Raw genomic sequence first — 15,412 nt, 5'->3', positions numbered from 1 at the left:
CAGATCAGGCGGCGGCGGCCGAGCGGGCGGAGAAGGCCCGTAAGGCTCTGGAAACCCAGGTCCGTCGCCTGGAGCGACAGGTGAAGTCACCCGTCGGCGGCAGCAAGGGGAGCAAGCCGTCCTCGCCTGCGGCGGACGGGCACGGCCGTGATCAGGTCAGCAGCACCGTGGCCGAGGACGAACTGATCCCCGGGCAGTCGCTCATCGTGAACGATCAGGGCCTTCCGGTCCACGATGAGGAGGGCGAGGAGTGACGGCCGACCCTGCGCTGTTGGACGATTTATTCACCCAGGAGATCGATGGCCGGGCGGCCCGGTTCGTACGGCCGGCCGACACCGACCGCCACGACTTCGCGGTGTACGACGGGGATGCCTTCCTCGGGATGCTCTACTCGGACCAGGTCCTCGGGACCGCCGGGTGGCGGCTCGGAGGGACCGGTGAGCGGCACGGCGCCCTGGACGACGCGGTGCGGGCCCTCCGCAGACCCCGGTCGTGGCCGCGCGAGCGGGCGCAGGTCGCGGACTGGGCCCGGCTGCTCCTGGCGGACGACTCACTGGCCGCAGTCGACATCGAGACCACCGGCCTGAACGGGGCGTGGGCGGTACAGATCGCGGCCACCGACAAGAGCGGCACCGTGCTCTTCGACTCGTACGTCAACCCGCTGGCCGCAATCGAGCCGGGCGCCATCGCCGTCCACAAGATCACCCCGGAGAGGGTGGCCGACGCGCCCACCTTCGGAGAGCTGCTGCCCGCCCTCAGTGAGGCCCTGCACGGACGGACGTGCATTGCCTACAACTTGCCCTTCGATAAAGGGTGTTTGGAACGAGAGCTGGAACGGCATAGTTCGGCACAGGTAGCCGCCCGATGGCTGGGCGAGTGCCGGTGGCACGACGCGATGGAGCCGTACGCCGTCTGGAAGGGCCTGTGGTCGGTCAAGCGAGGACGCTACCGCTCGCAGAAGCTCGGAGGCCCGCACACTGCCGTGGAGGACTGCCGCTTCCTCATGGCGAGGATGCGGGAAATGACATCGTCGGATCGACCGTAGGGAGCTGATTCTGTGAAGGAACATGCCGATCTGCCCGACTCCCCCGGCGCGCTGGCCGAGCGCATCCGCGAGGACGTTCGGCAGTGTGCCGCCCTGCTCAGCCGTGCCCGGCAGCACGGCGAGCAGAGTCCGCAGTATCAGGAGGCTCAGGCTGCTTGGAGGCACCGTCAGGCGATCATCGACGCCCTCGCGGTGGAACAGGAAACCTCCCGGGAAGACATCGAGCTGCACCGTGTAGCCGCGTACGACGTCATTGCCGCTGCCCGGACCGTGCGCGCTGATCTCCTGCAGCGGGAAGCGGATCAGGACGATGCCGGACGCCGCTTCCTGGAGTCAACAGCCTTCCTGGACGCGCCGACCGAGCTGGCGGACGGTCTCCCCGAGTGGAGCCCGGAGCCTCCCGGCTGGGCCGGGTAGACCAGGCCGCCCTTCCTGTCCAGTCGCGGGCTGGGCTCGCTTCGCGTGCGGCGCCGTCGCCTGCGACCGCCCGGTGGACAGCAGCAACGGCTCTGAGTCTCGGGCGGCCGGGGCCGTGACGATCAAAGAAGGGAAGCGTGGCCGATGCGAGTGGGAGGTGCCGCCGCACGGCCCTGGGGGCCGTACGGCTGGGTACCTCCGCTCGTCGGTCCTCGGCTGCGGGTCCTCGGGGGTTCCGTTCTGTGGCCGGGGTCGAAAACGATGCAAGATGTGCGCTTTGCCGGTTGCCGGATACATGCCCGTGGCAGAGTGGTTGCAGCTCAGCGCCGACTACCCCCGTGTCGGTGCTGAGCTCTCCTGTTGTCCCTCGTGACCTTCCGGGTGGCGCCTCGTTGATCCCCGGCGAAGGTCATTCCGCATCGACTTTCACGCTCGGCGCCGAGCGGTGTCTTCGGACGGTCGCTGATCGCTCCGCCCGCGGAAGGGTGTTGAAGACACCGAGGGGCTTTCTCCTCCTACCCCTGCGGGGGTAGGAGGAGAAAGCCCCTCGTCGTTCGTCGTCAGTCCAGGCCGGCGTACGCGATGCTCAGCACCGTGACGGTCTTGGTCTCGGCTCCGACCATCAGCACGACCGCCAGGTCCCCGGCAGCCCAGAGCCGCACCACGCCGTCATCGACGTCGCCGTACGGCTCGGTCGCGGTGATCGGGTCGCTGAGCGAGTCGAGCAGAAAGCGGGCCAGGCGGTCGCGGGCCCGCTCGGGCAAGCTCCGGTAGACCTCGTGCTGAGTGGGGTCCATGTAGAGCCGAAAGTTCACGCGACCCGCCGCTCGCTGATCAGCTCGGTGACGTCCGTGTACTGCGGCGGCAGAGCGCCGCCGTGCTGACGCTGGTAGTCCATGACCTCGGGAGCCTTCGCGGCTCCGGCCCGCAGGTCCTCGATGAGCTTCCGCCACCGGGCACCGAGGGCTTCCAGCTCGCTGAACGGGGTGAGGTTCAGCTGACGCATGAACTCCATCCGCTGGACCGGTGTCAGGGCGTGAGCGATGGCGTCCGGGGTCCACTCCCCCTCGCCAGGATTCTCCGCCTCGCGCATGGTCACCGCCTTCCCGTGGCACGGGCTCCGGACGGTCGCCGGGCCCTCGCCCCCAGAGTAGCGGCGGCAAGGGCCCGTGCGGGATACGACCGACAGTCCCGGCCGGCTACCCGCTGGTGCCGGGAGGAAGGGCGGGACGGTCCCGGCGCTCGCTCATCGGACGCCCGCCGCGGTGTTCTCCTCGACGGCGGACCGGCTCCTCCCTCTCGACGTGCACGGTGTGCTCCTCGGGCCCGGCGGCCGACGCTGGGGCGGGGATGATGGTGAACACGATCCGGTACGCGGGGGTGCCCGGCTCGGACCGCCGGTTCTGCAGACGACGCGGTTCGTCCACGGCGACCGACACCGGGTACGCCGCGAGAGCCTTCCTGATCAGGTCCGTGACCTGCTCCTGTTCCTCGACGCTCGCGCCCATGATCCGAATCTCGGCCATCAGCGGGTCACCTCCTGGCGGGATGCGCCCTCCGGGAGGTGAGCGCGGCCGCGTGCGCGGGATCGCCGCAACAGCTCCTCGCGTACGTACTCACACCCCTTCACCGCGGGGAGCCCCCCGACCGGCGTGACCGGCTCGTCCCCTTCCCGCAGGGCCCAGGATTCGTTGGCGGCCAGGTGCATCGGGCGCTTGCCCGCTCGCGCGGTGTCGGCCGCGATCAGCTTCTGGTCTTCTCCCGGCCGACCCGGGACGATCAGGCGCCCGCGTGTCACGTCCCGCACCCGGGCCAGTACGCGCTCCCAGGGGGAGGCGTCCGCCAGGTCCTCGTCGGAGAGCCCGCCGGCGTACCGCTCCCCCACCGCGACGGACGGCTTTACCCGGCGGTCCAGCAGCACCTTGCCGGTGCAGGCGTCCACGACGGCAATCTCGATGACCTCGGCCGTCTCGGTGTCGTTGGTCGGCTCCCCGGAGGACCTGGTGCACAGCAGCACCGCCGTGCCCGGCGCCAGGATCTCGCGTGCGTGACGGGCACGCTGGCCCCACCGGGTGCCGCCGACCGTGACGTCCGCGCGGTAGCGGGCGGCCTGCTGGTCGTCGCGGAGCTCGGCGGCGACCTGCTCGCGCGTCGGACCGCCCTGGTCGTCACGGGCCCAGTCGAGCGCCCACGCGCCGGTGCGGTCGTCGTGGAAGGCCCACACCTCGACCTGGTGCCGGTCGGAGACGGCGGCGGCGAAGGCGTGGATCGCCTCGGCGCGGGTCGTCACCCGGCTGTACTCGCGGAGCGGACTCGGTCCTCCGGCCCGCACCGCGCGGACCTCCTCCCACGGCACTCCCGGCAGGTCGCGCAGGCTCTCGACGTCGCGGGTCCGGAACAGCGGCACCTCGATCCACCGCTTCCGCCCGACCTGGGCCTCGACGTGGGTGGCCGGAGCGATCCAGCCCGCGGCCACCACGTGCTGCCAGTCGGTGGGGTACCGGATCTCCAGCAGTCCGGCCGCCTCGTCGGCCCGGATCAGCCGGTCCCCCGTCACCTTCTCGCACAGCTCCTCATCCGCGGCGAGCACGTCCAGGTCCTCGACGGCGAACCGTCCGCCCCTCCCCGCGCTGATCCGCCCGTCCTGGGCGACCTGCTTCAGCTCGGCCACCTTCCACCCCAGACGGCCGGCTGCCTCGTCGGGCGGCAGGCTCACCTCCACCCACGCCTTCCACTCGGCCTCGCTGCGGGCCTTCGCCTCCAGCCGGGCAGCGATCAGCTCGGACATCAGCGCCTTGGCGTCCTCGGACACCGCGAGGGCCTGCGCGTCGCGTACCGAGTAGAGATCCCAGCCTTTGTACTCCCCCACGACGCGCAACTTCGTCTTCTCGGCCAGGGGCGGCACGTCGGCGGCCTCGACCACGAGTCCGGTCAGCTCGGCCAGCAGCTCGGCCGTACGCCGGGCGCCGAAGCCCTCGCGGTCCGCGATGCCCTCGCGGATCTCCTCGATCCGCGGCGCGAGGGCGTCGGCTGCCTCGCGCGACCACCCCTTGGACTTGTCGCGGGGCGGGATGATCCCCAGCTCCAGCGCCCGGGTGACCATCCACGGGCCGATGCCCAGTTCGTCCGCCAACTGCGTTCCGTTGACCACTTTCGGCCGCGCCTTTTCTGCCGCGACCGCTACCTCTTCGGCCATCCCCAGAGCCTTCCTTTTCTCGCTCGATTCACCCACGACATTTCATGAATAGCACCACCGGACGACACTTTACAAGCAGAATCGGCAATCGACCAGAAAGGCGTCTGGAGAAGCGGCGGCGGATATGTTGAGTCGTAATAACGTTATTGGTCAGAAGTCTTTCGCGATCCAGCTTCCAAAATGCCCTTAGTGGGCCAGTGTTCCGCGATCCCCTGCCGGACGATGGCACCGAAGGTCAGCACATGGGCACCGAGTGCGGCCCGCCGGTCGCGCTGCTCCTCGGTGAGTCCGCGCAGGTTGCCCAGCCCCTGGCTCAGGATCTCCTCGATCCACGGCTCACTGATTCGCCATGCGGCCGTCCGCGCCTGCCAGACCAGGTCGTAGTCGAGTGTGCAGGCGAAGGGGGTCCCGAAGTCCTCCCCCGGTCGCTCCGACCCGGGCCACATGCCGGGCAACGACAGCTCGGCCTTCTCCTCCGCGGCCAGTGGGCGCCAGTCCCGGGCCAGGTCCGGCTGCGCCATGCGGCCGCGCACACAGGCTTCGACAAGATGGTCCTCTGTCGGCCACTCCGCCTTCCGCCGCAATTCCGCCTCTACTCGAATCTTCTTCCGCTCTCGGGAATCCCTCGCGTTTAGCAGGGAAAGCCGACGCCAAGTCTTTTCAGCCAGCCGGTATGACCGGGCGGTGCTGCTGATCCGCGTCGCGAGATCCTCGGACATGTGGATGGTGACCCGCAAGGTTGCTGTCATACACCTATTAAACCGCCCGGAAAACCCGCGCGCCAATGGCCCGGAAGAATCCTCCAGGCCATTGGCGCGATTCGTTCGATTCCTAGCGAGACGGTGTTCTACTCTTCTTCCTCCTCCTTCGGAGGAAGCGCCCTACCGGCTACCTCCCCGATCTGGGCGACCTCGGCCGGCGAGAGGACGCGGCGCTGTTTGCGCAGGTGCCCGCGAAGGCGGCGGGCCTCGATCACCACCACGCCGTCGAAGACGACTATGCCGCGACGGCCGACCGGAGCCCCGTGGACGGCGATGATCGGCCGTACGTCGACCGGCAGCCCGTCCAGCGGGCGCCGGAGGGCTGCGGCGGCCTGCCTCGCCTCACCTTGCGCTTTCGCAACCTCGCGGTTCTGGGCGTGGGCGCCGTACCAGAGGGTTCCACCGTCGGGGCTGACGGCGACCCGCGCCCCGCGCGCCTGCCAGTTCTTGGTGTTGATGCTGGCAATACCCCAGTGCCCGATGGCGAGATGGTCCAGATTCGCGACCTTGCCGAGTGCGCGGTCGTGGAGGATGACGGCGCCGCGGCGGGCCAGCGGGGCGAGCATTCGCGCGGTCCGGCGCTCTCCTTCCGCACCGGACCGCCAGGCCCGTACGTGCTGGGGGGCTGTGAGCGTTCCGCACCACGCGAGGACGACGGCGAGGGCAGCGATGTGGCCGAACAGCGGAACACCAATGCCGTGCCAGCCGATCCACCACTCCAGCACCCCGGCGAGGGCGAGCACGGGTGCCAGGCCGATGAGGAACCGCCGCCGTGCCGACGTTCGCCAGGACCGGAGGCGCCGCTTGTACTCCTGCTGGGCCGACTGGCCTGGTCCCACACGGATCGCCATCCGTCTCCCCCCGTTTCGTGGTGGTGCGTCAGGAGGCGACAGGCAGCAGCTTCGCCGCCCACTCCTCGGTCGTGGTGATGATGATCGGCTCGACGTCGACATGCCGGAGCACGCGAAGGAGGTCCTGGGCACGCTGTTGGGCTTGGGCGGGGTCATGGGTCCCGGGGTGCTTGGGGCACTGGGCGACCAGGTGCTTCCAGCAGAAATGCGCCTGGCGGGCCAGGTGCAGCGTCTCGTCCCTGGGGGCCTGTTGGTCGTGCCGGAACCAGGCCGCACGCATGTGGAGTTCCAGGCTGGTGGCCCACGCCGCCCTGCGCAGTGCCAGGTTCGCCCTGACCGCGACGACGTTCACGGTGTAGGGGTGCGAGGCTCCGTATGCGTCGTCCAGCGCGTCTTCGAGATCCTTGGCCGCGACCTCGGCGGCGGGGAGGTTGCCCGCAACGTCCGCGGACTTCATCGCGTCCAGCAGATCCCGGTACTCGACCGGCAGGGGCGCCAGCCAGTCGACGCCGGGGGCGGCCGGGGGCGGGCCGGGGATGACCGGTTCACCGGTGGGCGGGGGAAGATGGACGGGGGCGGTCGCGGGAGACTGTTCGGGGGCTCGGAGTGCTGCAGCCGGGGCCGGCGGCGCGGGGTGCGGGTGTTCGAGCGGGGTCACCTCGCCGTCCCAGTCGACAATCAGGGGCCAGGTGCTGCCGTCTGGCTCCTTGGCGTTGACGCGGACCGGTCGGTCGAGACGGGCGGCCTTCTCCTGGATGTGCGCGAGGGCGGCGTCGCGCGCGTCCTGGTCGGGGAGGGTTTCCACCTGATGCCCGTCGACGCTGGCCTCACCGCTCGCGCGGATCACGATCGTGTAGACCGGGGTCAGGGGGACAGCGGCATGGTCAGTCACAACAGGCATCGGGCACTCCCTTACTGCGTATCCGTGTGCAGCCGGTCCGGATCGGTCCACGTGGCGGCACAGCACCTCTGGATGGCGTCGAGCGCGGGCCCGGCGCCGTAGTACAGAACAGTCCCCGGCCGCTCGCGGTCGGGCAGTTCAGTGCTGGTGGCGTTGATCAGGTCCTGAGCGTGGGGGGCGATCTCGTCCATCAGCTTGTTGGCCCGGTCCGCGGGTAGCGGGGCGACGGGCCAGCGGAGCATCCAACACACGGCCACCAGCCATGGGGAGCTGGCCGCGAACTCATCGGTCGCGCGTACGTCCAGCTCCCCCGTGTTGAGGTTGAGCCAGACGAAGCAGGCCGCCTCTTCGGTCAGCTGCTCCGCCGCCTCTTCTTTCAGGGGCCGCCAGACCACGGAGGGCCGGGTGCGTCCCTTCTGATCAGCGACCCGCATAGGGGTGCGGGGTCGCAGGATCGGCGGCGTCCTCCTGCGCGCCCTGCGGCGGGACGCTCGGCCCCGGCTCGGCCTGGGCTCGGGCGTACGCCTCGCGGACCTTCTGGGGGACCGGGCCGCGGTCGGGTACCTCGTGCCCGTTCGCCTTGGCCCAGTCGCGCATCTTCTTCGTCTCGGCCGCCATCTCGGACTTGGGCTTCGCCGTCTTGCGTCCCTTGCGGCCGGCGCCCTGCTTCACCCTGGCGACCTTCAGCAGCGGAGCGAGGGTTTCGTCGTACTCCGCCAGGTGCTCCGGGTTGAGGTCGATCTCGTACTCGGTCCCCCGCCACATGAAGTCGATCCGCTCGACGCCCTTGATGCTCTCCTCGTCCAGGTCGTCAACCAGGATCAGCCGATCTGCCACACCCGTCTCCTTTGCTCTGTTCTAGATCATCTCAAAAGGCACTGACATGCCACTTCTTATCCGGCATTGGGGAAGTACGGTGGGGCCCAACCCTGGTACGTAGCACCCCATTTCGACTCAATATCCGTGGCAGGAACGATCGAAATCCGGCCGGGCTCGCGGATGTCGTTGGAGGCGATTTCCCCGTTGCCGACGTAGAGCGCGACATGCCCCGCCCGGCCGTCGGTGCTCCAGAACATGAGGGCACCGACCGGGGGGTTGCGGTCCCGGTTGTGCCGCATCGTGGACGGCATTGCCCAGTAGTGGTCGATGGCGTACTGGGAACCGGCGGAGGTCCAGCCGTACGACTGAGCAACGAACTTCAGGCACCAGCGATACCACTCCAAGGACCCGCTGTCGGCCTCGCGCTTGGCCCACTTGATGGCGTCGGCGGTGGACCGCGGGTTTTTCACCTGGGCGGGCCAGTTGGCGTTGCCATCGTGGAACGCGGTGCCCGGCTTCGGGGCCGGTCCGTCTTCCTGGTCCTTCTCCTTATCCTTCTCGCACCGCTCGGTGGGGGCCCCGCTCGGGGCGTCGGACCGGTCGGCCGTGTCGCCGGACGGGTCGGCCGTGTCGCCGGACGGGTCGTCGGTCGGCTGACTGTCCGCCCGGCCGGGGTGCCCGAGGTTGATACCAGCTTCCTTCGCGATCCGGCGGGCCTCGGACTCCTGGCCTGCGTACAACTCGCCTTGCTCGGAGTGCTGCACGGCTTCGGCGGCCTTCTCCAGCGCCATCGACTCCCAGCCCTTGACGTCCGTCAGTCCGCGGGGGCTGCCGCTGTCCGCTCCGAAGAAGAACATCTTCGCCGCGTACGCGGGCTTCATGATCTGTTCCTTGGTGCCCCACCCGTACTGCGGCTTCTGCTGGAACAGGCCCACGGAGTCACCGGGACCGTGGTCAAGGTTGATCAGCGTGCTCTCCTGGAGCGCGGTCATCAGCGCGACCAGGGTTGCGCGTCCCGGCAGGCCGCCTTGGGCGGCCACCCTGTCGATCGTCTTCGCGTTGTCTATCTGCTGGGCGTGGAGACCGTCGGTGCTGTCCTTGCTGCCCCCGTCGTCACTCTCATCGTCGCTCTCGTACTGGGCATCCGGCAGACCGGCGCCGCCGCAGGACGCGGCGGACGCCTGGGAACTACCGGCGATACCACCGACGATCCCGAGTCCTATCAGGAAGACGAAGAAGAGGATGCCCGCGGGGACGGCGAGTTTCAGCGCCGCCCCCCGACGCGCCACCCCCGAGGCCAGCATGGCGGCCTGGCGCGAGTTCACGTCAGACCCCCAGCACCCTCGACACGCGCCACTGGTCGCCGTCGCGTGTCATCTCCGCTTGGAAGACATAGGTCTTGTCGTACTTCTTGTAGCCCTCGATGACGGTCTTGACCTTGACCTCTCGCCAGGCCCGAAGCGGGGTGTCGATGCCCAGCTTCTGGTCCGCCTTGCCCACCTCGACCCCGGTCACGGTGGACACCCCGCCGTTGGAGATCAGGTTGTCCCACAGGCTGTCTCGGGTGCCCGCGAGATTGCGGGCCAGGGCCTCGGTCATCCAGGGGGCCGCCCGCTCGACCACGGTCTCGTGCTTCCTGTCGACCGGCGGGTTCCGGGTCATATAGACCCGGCCCCAGTCCTCCGCCGTCTTCTCTGGCGCACTCAGGTCCACGGCCGGAAGCGGGGCGGGCGGCGACGGCGACGCGGACGGGCTCGGCGGCGAACTCGCCGTCGTGCCGCCGCCGGCGGGATCAGCGGGAGAACTCGGGGCGGTGCTGACGCTCTGCTGTCCCTTGTCGTCCCCGGTGATCCACTTCGTGGCACCGAACCCCACGGCCAGGATGACGACGATGATCAGGGCGGCACCGGCGGGGTTCATGGGCTCCTTGGCCCGCTCGTCCTCCAACGCCTCCTTCATCGTCGTCTTGCGGTTGGCCTTTGCCGTACGGCGGGCTTGGCGGCGGGCACGGCGGCGGTGGCGCCTCTTGCCTTCCTCCTCGACCTCCGGGACCTCGTAGACCTCCCGCAGCAGCTCGCGGAACTCCGCGGGCGTACGCGGCTTCTTGTCGTCGTCGGCCACTTAGTTCCCCCCGTTGCGGCGCGTCACGGTCGGCACGGACAGACCGCGGCCGCGGCCGCGACTGCGGGCCCTGCTGCGGTTCTCCGGCCGCGTCGGGTTGGGTCCGGTGGAACCGCCGGGACGGTTCGGTGTCGATCGGACCACCTTGTGCGGAATCACCTTCGGCGCGGAGGTGCCCGTCTTCGGACCCTGCCGGAAGGTGTAACTGGCACCGCTGTTCTCGGTCCGCAGCGTCGGGGACGGACGGCTGGCCGCTCCCGCCGCCGGACGGCTCGCGCTGTTCGGCGCGTGCTGCGTCGCCGCCTGGGCAGAGCCGCTTGCGGCAGGCAGAGCCTGACGGGGAACCGATCCCCCAACCTCCGCCGGGCGGCGGGTGCCCCCGACCTCGGCCGGACGGCGGGTACCCGGGACGGCCTTGGCCGGGCCGTCGGCAACGGACCGGCCGCGGGCCGGCGCGGTGGACGACGGCAGTTCGGGACGGCTGGTGAGGGGACCGACTTCCCTGCGGCTGTCGCTGTTGGGCAGCGCCGCGCCTGCCGTCTGCCCGGAGGGCAGCGGCGGCATCGGGCGTCGGGCACCGGCCAGGGCGCCCGGAGTGCCGCCCGGCGGAAGCTGCGGGGTCGTCGGCCTGCCGGTGTTTCCACCGCCACCACCGCCACCGCGGCTGGGCATCCGGGGCATCCGGGGGAGTCGCATCCCCGCGAGTCCGCGACCGAGCCCCTTGGTGATCCCCCAACCGGCCTTGCCCGCCGCACGGGCGGCGAGCAGTCCGCCGACGGCGGCGGCCGGGCTCGTCAGGCCAGTGACGCCGACGATGGACTCCAGAACGCTGCGGAACTTGAAGGCGACGATGGCGGTGGCGATGCTGATTCCGGCGCCCGCCGCGTAACCGTATTCGCCCATCATCCGGGTGGCCGCGGTAGTCACGACCAGGACCGAGCCGAGGGTCATCGTGGCGATGCCGCTCTGCAGGGTGTAGCCGAGGAGGAAGTCGAACCAGCGGACGCCCCACATCCGGGGCCTGCCTGGGATAATCCATAGGCAGGCAAAGATCACTCCGGTCACCAGCATCATCAGGGCGCCGATCAGGGACGCCAGACTCGCGAACGCCAGCATCAGGACCAGGGCCGAGAACAGGATCACGCAGATCAGCGCCGGGATGGCGACCATCATGCGGCCTACCGGGTTGTGGCCGTCGACCCAGGAGTTCGAGTCACCCCCGATGCGGTCGCCCACATCCTTCATGTGCTCCTTGCGGTCCTCCGGGTTGACCCCAGCATCCAGCAGCCCCTTGCCCTCGGCCTTGCAGGCATCCAGGCTGCCGAACTGCACCACGCACCACGGAGTGGCGACGTACGTCCGCCAGACGGCATCGCTCGACTTCCGCAGCATGTTGTCGCGCTCGTTGTTGCCGTACGTCGTTTTGTGGCCGAGGTCGATGGGCTCCTTCGTGCCGTCGCCCAGGCCGGCGCTGGTGGCGTTCATGGCCACGCTGGAGCCGACGTTGCGGACAGAGTCGATTCCGTTAACCCAGGTCTGCGGGGCCATCAGCAGCGAAATGGAGAAGATGGTCGAGACTGCTACCCAGCCCAGCTGGGACAAGCCCGATCCAGCAGCCCGGCGGTGGTTGGCCCATGCGACCAGGGCGCCGATCACCATCGCGGAGGGCAGCAGCGTCTCGGTGAGCGTCTTCGCGGCGCCGCCCACGGAGGCGGTGATCGCGTTCTCCAGCGGCGGGATCGTCGTCACGTTGAAGATCCACTGCACGATCGTGACTGCGGCCGAACCGACCACGGCGGTGAGAGCCATGCAGATGATCGCAGGGATCTCCAGCATGGGGTCCATGACGTCCCACATGCCGTAGTCGTCAGTGACCGTGTAGAGCAGGGGGTTGCCGTACTCCTCGTACAGCGTCCCTTGCCCCTTCGTGTACGGGATGTCCACGGAGGGCAGAAGGTCACCGATGCCGACTGGGGTGTAGTCCTTCGCCCATGCTGATTGCGCGGTGACCATCAGCGTCACGTAGATCCCCACCAGAGGGATCATGACCGTTCGCTTGCGGGGCAGCCGGAAGTTCTGCAGCCGGATCAGCAGCGCCAACACGCTGAAGCGGTACTTCTTCGGCGGTTCGAGACTGATCACGATGTCATCCCCTCATCAGCGCGTCGTGGACCGGGTTGCCGTGTGCTTCATCCGACTCGGCAATGTCCTCGGACTGGTCGACTAGCCACATATCGCCCTGCTGTACGACGCGTAGGGCCTTGCGGCTGGTGGTGGTGGAGTCGGGCCAGGTGACGGTGTACTCGACCCGTACGCCCGTACCGGCCGGGTGGTCACCGATGGCGGGGACGCTCTGCGGCGCGCTGGCCTTGACCTCGCCTGTCTTCGCCTTGTCCGGGCCGGTGGCACTCGGCTTCGGCTTGCCGCGTACGACAGAGCCGTCCGCCCGGCGAAGCGGCGGGAACTCGTCGGACTCGGTCGGGCTCGGCTCGGGGCTCTCGGTCTTCGGGGCGTTGTCGGCGACGCACTCCTTTACGGAGCCGTGCCGGTAGCGCTCGGTCCGCAGGCCGCACGCCTTCGCCCAGTCGTCGCCGTTGACGGCGCTCTGGTAGGTCCGGGCGGCCTTGATGGCGGCGGCCGTGGTGTCGGTGCCGTCGCTGTCGCCGGATACGCCCTTCCCTCCCTCGTTCTGGGATGAGCACCCGGCGGCGAGAACGGTGACGGCCGCCGCGGCGGCAATGACCATTGCGCGCTTCATACCCCTACCCCCTGCGGTTCCTTGGTCAGATCGGCCCCGCCGGTGTCGACCTTGGGTGTCGTGCTCAGCAGCTCCAGCAGTTCTTCCGACGGGACGTCGAACTGGACGGTGGCGGACTGGAATCGGCGGTCGCGCATGATCGCGTGGCCGTGACGGATCTCCTGATCGAAGCCCACGCCGATCGCCTGGATCAGCGCCCGGGTGTGCTCGCCCTTGGGCAGGTCGAGCAGGGCCGCGAGCGCATCCTGCTGCTCGGATGTCGTGAGCTGGAAGCCGAACATGGTGGTGATCTGCTCGATCAGGCCGGTCAGCTTCGCCAGCGACTCCGGGTCCTGCGTGTCGATGACAAGAGCGGTCTGCAACGCCCTGCCGACCCTCGCGATGTACTGGAGGAAGGAACTTCCCTCCCGGGTCGCCGTTAGCACATGCACTTCGGGGACCGCGATGGCCTTGCGCAGGCCGCGCAGGTCCTTGCGGCCGGCCATCGAGATCCCGAACGCCAGCATCGAGTGGACCAGGGCGACGCTGAGCCGCTGGTGCACGGACCAGTCCTCGCGGTCGTCGTCTGGGGCAGGCAGCGAGATCCCGGGGATCTGCACCACCCAGATGCCCGGCTCGGACCGCATGAACATGTTGTCGCCGGTCGGCCTGCCCATGAACGGGGCGCCGAGGCCCGTCTGCGCGAGCTCGTACAGGGCCTGACCGGTCTCCCTGGACAGCTCGTCGGTCGACTCGCGCAGGTGCTCGATGACCTTCCACACCTGCGGTTCCCCGGCGGCAATCACCTCGTTGACGGCCGACTGGATCGGCGTCTCGGCGCCGCGCATCCGCAGGTGCTGGGGAAGGGCGATGCCCAGCTGTGCGGGGACCTCGGTCTGGGCCCGCTCGGCGCTCTCGCCGGTCAGCAGGGTGAACAGGTCAGCGACACCCGCGTACTGGGCGCCGGTCTCCACCAGGTGCGCGTTCAGACCGAAGCGACGGCCAGCCCCGACCAATCCGCCCATGTCGCCCTTGAAGTCCAGCGCCAAGACGAAGCTGCCGCGGAACGCCGCGTCCAGCAGGGACATCATCATCGCGGTCGTCTTACCGCGTCCGGACCTGCCGATGAACGCCGTGGTGGTCGCGTCACCGCGCGCCGAGCCGCCGGTCAGGTCGTTGCGGACAAGGCCGGGGGTGGAGCCGGTGAGGTAGCCGATCACCGGGCCGGTGTCGTCACCGACGGAGGCACCGCCCCAGAACCAACTTCCGGCGAGTGCGCCCACGGTACGGATGTGGGAGAGGTCGGGCACGCGAACCTTGTCGCCGGGCAGCGTCTCCAGCCAGAGTTCCTTCTGCTCCTCGGTGCCGACGGACACCTCGATGCCGAGACCGCCGTAGTGCGTGGTGACCGCGAGGATCTTCGAGCGCAGGTCCTCCAGGGAGACGTCGCTGGAGACGACCAGCCGGGGGTGGTCCTCCAACAGGGTGACGTCCTCGCGCTTCATATCGCGCGCGAGCTGAGTCATCGTCTCTTCGGTCTCGATGATGTCGGCGGCGGGGGTGGCGGCAGAGTGCTGGGCGGCGGAGTCGCCCTGCTCCTTGGCCAGCTTCCGCGTCTCCTCGGTCAACTTCAGCGCGTCGCGCCGGTGCAGGACCTTGAAGCGCACGGACGGTTCGGGGTTGACCGGGAGGATCTGAACATCCGGGTCGACGCCGTCCTCGTCGTACTCCGGTACGTACGTAATCTCACTGACCGTCCGCAGCCACTCCCCCGGCCCCGGCGAATCCATCTCTTCGGGGAAGGAGTCCATCGTCAGAACGCTGGTCCAGGCGGCGACTTCGCCCTGGGCATCCATCACGCGCACATGATCCGGGTACGGGACGACGCGACCGCGGGTGAGTGCGGCCAGCTTCGCCCCGGAGATCACGCCTGCGCTGTTGGGTGTCGGCAGGCTCGTGGCCCGGTGCTGTTCCCGCGCTACCATCCAGGCCAGGACCTCGACCGGGGCGGGCTTGGCCCGCCACGGGGTTGTCTCCAACTGGCGTCCGAGCCGGCGCGCGAGCGCATCGAGCCGGGCTAGCTCGCGCTGCGGGATGCCGGTCTTCCTGACGCCGAAGGCGTCCTGCACGCCGCTGCGGCTGCGGGCCTGGGTCTGTCCGGAACGCTCCTGGATGCGCACACCCAGCAGCAGTTGACGCTGGGAGAGGGCGATGTCTTCGAGCCGTTCCACCCGGGCCTCCGCCCACTCCGCGAAGTCTCCAGCGGTGAACAGCTCCTCGGCCTCGACGCGGTAGTCCCCGGCGTTCAGCGGGCTCCACAGTATCCGCAGGTGGCAGTCGTGCCCGGCGAGCGTGCGGGCGAGCGCACTGGATGCCTGGTCGTGTTCGGCGTCCCGCGCCTGCTCCGACATCAGGTCGGTGTTGCTGCTGGACAGGACGTACCACGCCTCGGCGTGGGTCTCCGTCACCGTGAGCCCGTCCGCCAGAGCCAGGTATCGCGGCGGCGGCGCAGACCGATCCCCCGCGACTCCGAGGAACTTTCCGACTGCCTTCGTGATCTTCAT

At 69.4% G+C, this 15,412-nt stretch carries 17 protein-coding genes; 3 read left to right on the top strand and 14 right to left on the bottom strand.

The window, feature by feature from the left end; all coding sequences use genetic code 11:
• From OG897_RS39860 to OG897_RS39850, 3 genes are all read left to right on the top strand, one after another.
• Window positions 1-254: hypothetical protein (locus tag OG897_RS39860; protein ID WP_266665235.1), on the top strand; the 254-nt coding region annotated here is incomplete at its 5' end.
• Window positions 251-1,045, top strand: coding sequence for a 3'-5' exonuclease (locus OG897_RS39855; protein WP_266665233.1), 795 nt, complete (start codon window positions 251-253; stop codon window positions 1,043-1,045). The genes OG897_RS39860 and OG897_RS39855, both read left to right, overlap by 4 nt.
• Before the next feature lie 12 nt (window positions 1,046-1,057).
• On the top strand, window positions 1,058-1,462 hold the full coding sequence (locus tag OG897_RS39850) for a hypothetical protein (protein WP_266665231.1): 405 nt from the start codon (window positions 1,058-1,060) through the stop codon (window positions 1,460-1,462).
• A 560-nt stretch (window positions 1,463-2,022) separates the two neighbouring features.
• Here the strand turns inward: OG897_RS39850 and OG897_RS39845 are convergent.
• The 14 genes from OG897_RS39845 to OG897_RS39780 form a co-directional block, all read right to left on the bottom strand.
• Entirely contained in the window at window positions 2,023-2,277 is a 255-nt protein-coding gene (locus OG897_RS39845) for a hypothetical protein (RefSeq protein WP_266665229.1), read from the bottom strand.
• A complete protein-coding gene (locus OG897_RS39840) occupies window positions 2,274-2,555 on the bottom strand; it encodes a hypothetical protein (protein ID WP_266665227.1) in 282 nt (93 codons plus the stop codon). Before OG897_RS39840 ends, OG897_RS39845 begins: the two co-directional genes overlap by 4 nt.
• Before the next feature lie 106 nt (window positions 2,556-2,661).
• Window positions 2,662-2,988 carry a hypothetical protein gene (locus OG897_RS39835; protein ID WP_266665225.1) on the bottom strand — a complete coding sequence of 109 codons (327 nt, stop codon included), beginning with the start codon at window positions 2,986-2,988 and terminating at the stop codon, window positions 2,662-2,664.
• On the bottom strand, window positions 2,988-4,658 hold the full coding sequence (locus OG897_RS39830; RefSeq protein ID WP_266665223.1) for a hypothetical protein: 1,671 nt from the start codon (window positions 4,656-4,658) through the stop codon (window positions 2,988-2,990). Before OG897_RS39830 ends, OG897_RS39835 begins: the two co-directional genes overlap by 1 nt.
• Window positions 4,659-4,801: 143 nt before the next feature.
• Entirely contained in the window at window positions 4,802-5,407 is a 606-nt protein-coding gene (locus OG897_RS39825; RefSeq protein ID WP_266665221.1) for a hypothetical protein, read from the bottom strand.
• A 98-nt stretch (window positions 5,408-5,505) separates the two neighbouring features.
• Window positions 5,506-6,270 carry a nuclease-related domain-containing protein gene (locus OG897_RS39820; protein ID WP_266665220.1) on the bottom strand — a complete coding sequence of 255 codons (765 nt, stop codon included), beginning with the start codon at window positions 6,268-6,270 and terminating at the stop codon, window positions 5,506-5,508.
• 28 nt (window positions 6,271-6,298) lie between these two features.
• Complete coding sequence (locus tag OG897_RS39815; RefSeq protein ID WP_266665218.1) at window positions 6,299-7,171, bottom strand: hypothetical protein; 873 nt, start codon at window positions 7,169-7,171, stop codon at window positions 6,299-6,301.
• 11 nt (window positions 7,172-7,182) lie between these two features.
• The gene (locus tag OG897_RS39810) at window positions 7,183-7,566 is read right to left on the bottom strand and encodes a hypothetical protein (RefSeq protein WP_266665216.1); all 384 of its coding nucleotides are present in this window, start codon (window positions 7,564-7,566) and stop codon (window positions 7,183-7,185) included.
• Window positions 7,567-7,591: 25 nt separating this feature from the next.
• The gene (locus OG897_RS39805; protein WP_266665215.1) at window positions 7,592-8,008 is read right to left on the bottom strand and encodes an Lsr2 family protein; all 417 of its coding nucleotides are present in this window, start codon (window positions 8,006-8,008) and stop codon (window positions 7,592-7,594) included.
• Between the two features lie 56 nt (window positions 8,009-8,064).
• Window positions 8,065-9,315 (bottom strand): peptidase M23, encoded by a 1,251-nt coding sequence (locus tag OG897_RS39800; protein WP_266665214.1) that lies wholly within the window; start codon window positions 9,313-9,315, stop codon window positions 8,065-8,067.
• A gap of 1 nt (window position 9,316) precedes the next feature.
• The gene (locus tag OG897_RS39795) at window positions 9,317-10,111 is read right to left on the bottom strand and encodes a hypothetical protein (RefSeq protein WP_266665213.1); all 795 of its coding nucleotides are present in this window, start codon (window positions 10,109-10,111) and stop codon (window positions 9,317-9,319) included.
• Window positions 10,112-12,253: a hypothetical protein gene (locus tag OG897_RS39790; protein WP_266665211.1), complete on the bottom strand. Its 2,142-nt coding sequence runs from the start codon at window positions 12,251-12,253 to the stop codon at window positions 10,112-10,114.
• Between the two features lie 4 nt (window positions 12,254-12,257).
• Window positions 12,258-12,857 carry a hypothetical protein gene (locus OG897_RS39785; RefSeq protein ID WP_266665209.1) on the bottom strand — a complete coding sequence of 200 codons (600 nt, stop codon included), beginning with the start codon at window positions 12,855-12,857 and terminating at the stop codon, window positions 12,258-12,260.
• Window positions 12,858-12,865: 8 nt separating this feature from the next.
• Entirely contained in the window at window positions 12,866-15,412 is a 2,547-nt protein-coding gene (locus OG897_RS39780) for an ATP-binding protein (RefSeq protein ID WP_266665207.1), read from the bottom strand.

Origin of the sequence: Streptomyces sp. NBC_00237, assembly GCF_026342435.1 — a bacterium.
GTDB lineage: Bacteria > Actinomycetota > Actinomycetes > Streptomycetales > Streptomycetaceae > Streptomyces.
The sequence above is the reverse complement of the archived record's forward strand: the minus strand, read 5'-3'. Positions and strand labels throughout refer to the sequence as shown.

What these genes read in the sequence shown, in the direction of transcription:
- OG897_RS39840 (WP_266665227.1), bottom strand. Translation starts at nt 2,555, where the DNA reads ATGCGCGAGGCGGAGAATCCTGGCGAGGGGGAGTGGACCCCGGACGCC.
- OG897_RS39835 (WP_266665225.1), bottom strand. Translation starts at nt 2,988, where the DNA reads ATGGCCGAGATTCGGATCATGGGCGCGAGCGTCGAGGAACAGGAGCAG.
- OG897_RS39830 (WP_266665223.1), bottom strand. Translation starts at nt 4,658, where the DNA reads ATGGCCGAAGAGGTAGCGGTCGCGGCAGAAAAGGCGCGGCCGAAAGTG.
- OG897_RS39825 (WP_266665221.1), bottom strand. Translation starts at nt 5,407, where the DNA reads ATGACAGCAACCTTGCGGGTCACCATCCACATGTCCGAGGATCTCGCG.
- OG897_RS39820 (WP_266665220.1), bottom strand. Translation starts at nt 6,270, where the DNA reads ATGGCGATCCGTGTGGGACCAGGCCAGTCGGCCCAGCAGGAGTACAAG.
- OG897_RS39815 (WP_266665218.1), bottom strand. Translation starts at nt 7,171, where the DNA reads ATGCCTGTTGTGACTGACCATGCCGCTGTCCCCCTGACCCCGGTCTAC.
- OG897_RS39785 (WP_266665209.1), bottom strand. Translation starts at nt 12,857, where the DNA reads ATGGTCATTGCCGCCGCGGCGGCCGTCACCGTTCTCGCCGCCGGGTGC.
- OG897_RS39780 (WP_266665207.1), bottom strand. Translation starts at nt 15,412, where the DNA reads ATGAAGATCACGAAGGCAGTCGGAAAGTTCCTCGGAGTCGCGGGGGAT.